Origin of the sequence: Eggerthella sp., assembly GCF_048329335.1 — a bacterium.
In the GTDB taxonomy this organism is placed as follows: domain Bacteria; phylum Actinomycetota; class Coriobacteriia; order Coriobacteriales; family Eggerthellaceae; genus Eggerthella; species Eggerthella lenta.
The window spans coordinates 1-3,821 of sequence record NZ_DBFEGU010000172.1; the positions used below are offsets into that span (position 1 = coordinate 1).

The window sequence follows — 3,821 nt, forward strand, 5'->3', positions numbered from 1 at the left end:
GGGGGGGGGGCTTCACCGAAGACCGATTTTTCTGTTGCTAAACTGAAACCGTGCTATTATCATGAGGACGGAACAGACGAGCGCTCCGGCTCAATTGAGTGTTGAAGAGATTCGCGACGAGCGAGACGGACGGTTAGGAAACGCATTTTCCCTATGGGATTCGACGACAACAACAGACAGACGGCTTCGGGTCGCCATGGTGCCTCCGCTTCGCGCGGAGGTTCTCACGCCTATGGGCAACCTCCCGCGGACGGTTTCGGTCAGGCTCCCCATGGCAGCCGGCCTTATCCGCAGGGCGGTGGGTACGCTTCGCGCCCGACGGGGCAGACGCCGTATCCAAACCAGCGACCGGCGAACTACGGCTACGCTTCGCAAGCTGACGAGATCGTGCGCGTGCGCAAGAAGCGCAAGAAGCACACCAAGCTGAAGCGGGCGGCGCTTATCGCGCTCGCCGTCGTCGTGGTGCTCGTGGGCGGCGTCGCCGCGTACGGCGCTTGGTACACGAGCAGCCTCGCCAGCAACATGGCGCTCGACGCTCAGGAGCAAAGCGAGTTGAGCAGCGTTCTCGCCCCCTCCGATTCCCAGATGGAGCCGTTCTACGTGCTGCTGGTGGGCTCGGACAACTGGGAGACGTACGGGGAGCGCTCCGACGCCCTCGTGCTCGTGCGCATCGATCCGGTGGGCCACGTCATCACCATGGTGTCGGTTCCGCGCGACACGCCGTACGAGTACAACGGCAAGGTCGAGAAGATCAACCAGATGTTCGCCGTGAACGGGGCGGCTGGCGCCGTTACAGCGGTGCAGGACCTCACCGGTGTGAAGATCTCCGACTACGTGGAAATCGAGTTCGCCGGGTTGGCCGAGTTCGTGGATTCGATCGGCGGCATCTACGTGGACGTGCCCTACACCATCGACTACCAGGTGTACACGCAGGATCAGGCGCCCGTCCATATCGAGGCCGGCAACCAGCTGCTCAACGGCGAGCAGTGCGTGGCGCTTGCCCGCATGCGCACCGCCTATGGCGACGACCAGGAGGCCATCCGCCAGTCGAACGTGCGCGCGATGGCCATGGCGCTCATGAAGAACGTGCTGCAAGCTCCTCCGGTCGAGATCCCCGGCCTGATCCAAAACCTCTCCCAGTGCGTGTCTACGAGCATCGACTTGCAGACGATGATCTCGCTTGCGACCGATTTCGCACAGGCGGGCAACCCCACCATCTACACGTGCACCGGTCCGTACAAGGGCGACTTCATGGAGGAATACGGCGGCCTGTGGCTGTGCTACGAGGATCCCGAGGGTTGGGCTACACTGATGAAGGCGGTCGACGCCGGCGAGAATCCCGAAGCTGCCGAGACCACCGTTAACGGCAAGTAAGCAAGCAGCGTACGTACGACGCTGAAGAGAAAGACGAACGAATGACACTGCTCGAACTATTCAAACTGCTGCGCAAGCACCTGGCCCTGGTGGTGGTGCTGCCCGTCGTGCTCGCGATCGCGACGGCAGGCTTCAGCTGGGGCCTCATGCAGAACCAGTACACGGCCACGGTGTCCGTGTACGTGCTGACTGCGAAGGACGACGCGAGCTCTTCGAGCACCACCGCGTACAACGACCTCACCGCCAGCCAGCTCATGGCGAACGACATAGCGACTTTGGCGAAGTCGGAGACCGTGCAGAAGCGCACGGCCGAGGCTCTTGGCATGTCTTCGCTCAGCGGATACAAGATTTCCGTCGAAGCGGGCACCACCACGCGCGTCATCAGCATCTCGGTGACGGCGGGCAAGCCCGATGCGGCTGCCATCGTCGCCAATGAGATATCCACCGTTCTGTCCACCACCGCGCAAAGCGTCATGGGCGTCGAGAGCGTCAACGTGGTCGACGCGGCCGAGGTTCCCACGGATCCCTCGGGCCCGCCGCGCGCCATGTACACGGCGGTCGCGTTCCTCGCGGGCATCTTCCTGGCAGTGGCCATCGTGGTGGTGCTGGATATGTTGAACACGCGGGTGCGCAACCCTGAAGAAGCTGAAGAACTGCTGGGCATTCCGGTCATCGGCCGTATCCCCACGATCAAGGGTTAGGAGGGTATAGGCCATGGCTAAGAAAAAGAAGCAGGCGTCCAACATGCTCGAGGTGCAGAACGCGGCGAAGACGCTTTTTGCGAACATCCGCTTCATGTCGCCCGACAACCCCATCCGCTCCATCGTCATGACGAGTTCGGTGCCGAACGAGGGCAAGTCCACGTGCTCCGTGGAGCTGGCTCGCGCTATCGCCACGTCGGGCAAGACGGTGCTGCTCGTGGAGGCCGATATGCGCCGTCGCACGCTTGCCAGCCTGCTGAACGTGCGTCCTGCGGCGGGCGTGTACGCCGTCCTCACCGATGCGGCACCGCTCAAGACGGCCGTCACGCCGACGCAGACTCCCAACCTGTTCTTCCTCGACGTCGAGCCGAACATACCCAACCCGGCCGACATCATCTCGTCCAAGCGGTACCAGAAGCTGGTTGCCACGCTGGAGGACAGCTACGATTATGTGATTTACGACATGCCGCCGGTCGGCACCTTCGTCGATGCCGCCATCCTGTCCACGTTGGTGGACGGCACGGTGTTGGTGGTCAAGCCCGGCTCGACGAAGCGTTCCGAGCTGGTGGACGCGTGCGAGCAGCTGAAGAAGGCCGATGCCAACATCCTCGGCATCTGCGCCACGTTCTGCGAAGGCACCGGTTCCGAATACTATTACGCGTACTACACCAAGGACGGCAGCCGCGTGAAGGATGACGGCGACGTTTCCGCGCTGCAGGCCGAGACGCGCACGCCGGTTCCCACGGCCGGGCGCCGTGCGCCCCGCGGTGCGCAGGGCAGCCCCGTTCCTGCAGGCGGTCGCGGCGGATTCGCTAAGGATCCCGTGGCAGGAAGAGGGCGTAGGGCCTGATGAGGGATTTGCATTGCCATATCCTTCCCGGCGTCGACGACGGTGCGCGCAACCTGGACGAGTCTCTGGCCATGCTGGAGGCCGCCAAGGCTGCGGGAATCACGTCTATCGTGTGTACCCCGCATGTGCGCGATCCCTACTTCGACTACGACGCGATGTGGGATGCTTACGAGTTGCTCGTGGCGCACGCTGACGGGTTCCCGCTGACGATGGGCTTCGAGGTGAACCATTCCAAGCTTATGCAATTGGGCATGGAATGGGCCGAGCATCTGCACTTCGACGGCACGAACGAGTTTTTATTGGAGCTGTCTACGAGGGCGGGCAAGCCCGACTTCGAGATATACGAACGGACCATCTTCGAACTGCAGGGGATGGGCTACCAAGTGATCATCGCTCATCCCGAGCGCTATCGCGCCATCCAGGAGGATGTCGAGGTGGCGCGCGGTCTGGTGAAGATGGGTTGCAAGCTGCAAGCGTCGGCCGATTTCATTGCCGGCGGTCGCATGGGAGCCGAGCGCAAGCCCGCCAAGCGCCTGTTCGACGAGAACCTGTACGCGTACATCGCAAGCGATGCGCATCGGGTGGAGCACTACGGCTACTTCGCCGAAGCGAAGCGGACGTACCGAACGCGAGGAGCGCATGCGCGTCTGTAGGTTCGGTTTGACGGCTTCCTGCCGTTAGGCCACAGGTTCGACCTGTGATCTAACGGCAGGAAACTGCACCGCTGCAAGCTCTGGATACGACAGGGCGATGTGTGAAAAACACGGCAGCATACATATCTTGAGGAAAGCGGGATCGTCGCTGGGTACGCGTTCCGGATCGATCAAGAGGATGCATATCGTTGTTGCGTTTTGGCCTGAATGGCTAGGGCGAAGCCGTATCTTTATTTCGTCTTG

Annotated in this window: 5 protein-coding genes; 4 read left to right on the forward strand and 1 reads right to left on the reverse strand. The window is 62.2% G+C overall.

Annotation, left to right across the window (positions count from 1 at the left end; genetic code table 11):
- The first annotated feature begins 153 nt into the window (after positions 1-153).
- Genes ACMO6A_RS05590 through ACMO6A_RS05605 form a run of 4 tightly spaced genes read left to right on the forward strand, consistent with a single transcriptional unit; the run spans position 154 to position 3,578 of the window.
- Positions 154-1,374 (forward strand): LCP family protein, encoded by a 1,221-nt coding sequence (locus ACMO6A_RS05590; protein ID WP_009609431.1) that lies wholly within the window; start codon positions 154-156, stop codon positions 1,372-1,374.
- Positions 1,375-1,415: 41 nt separating this feature from the next.
- Positions 1,416-2,075 carry a YveK family protein gene (locus tag ACMO6A_RS05595; protein WP_009306552.1) on the forward strand — a complete coding sequence of 220 codons (660 nt, stop codon included), beginning with the start codon at positions 1,416-1,418 and terminating at the stop codon, positions 2,073-2,075.
- A gap of 13 nt (positions 2,076-2,088) precedes the next feature.
- A complete protein-coding gene (locus ACMO6A_RS05600; RefSeq protein ID WP_114516547.1) occupies positions 2,089-2,925 on the forward strand; it encodes a CpsD/CapB family tyrosine-protein kinase in 837 nt (278 codons plus the stop codon).
- Positions 2,925-3,578, forward strand: coding sequence for a CpsB/CapC family capsule biosynthesis tyrosine phosphatase (locus ACMO6A_RS05605; protein WP_009609354.1), 654 nt, complete (start codon positions 2,925-2,927; stop codon positions 3,576-3,578). The genes ACMO6A_RS05600 and ACMO6A_RS05605 overlap by 1 nt, the downstream gene beginning before the upstream one ends.
- Before the next feature lie 24 nt (positions 3,579-3,602).
- Here ACMO6A_RS05605 and ACMO6A_RS05610 read toward each other — a convergent pair.
- The coding region (locus tag ACMO6A_RS05610; RefSeq protein ID WP_418470887.1) for a hypothetical protein at positions 3,603-3,821 on the reverse strand (219 nt) is incomplete at its 5' end.

What these genes read in the sequence shown, in the direction of transcription:
- ACMO6A_RS05590 (WP_009609431.1), top strand. Translation starts at nt 154, where the DNA reads ATGGGATTCGACGACAACAACAGACAGACGGCTTCGGGTCGCCATGGT.
- ACMO6A_RS05595 (WP_009306552.1), top strand. Translation starts at nt 1,416, where the DNA reads ATGACACTGCTCGAACTATTCAAACTGCTGCGCAAGCACCTGGCCCTG.
- ACMO6A_RS05600 (WP_114516547.1), top strand. Translation starts at nt 2,089, where the DNA reads ATGGCTAAGAAAAAGAAGCAGGCGTCCAACATGCTCGAGGTGCAGAAC.
- ACMO6A_RS05605 (WP_009609354.1), top strand. Translation starts at nt 2,925, where the DNA reads ATGAGGGATTTGCATTGCCATATCCTTCCCGGCGTCGACGACGGTGCG.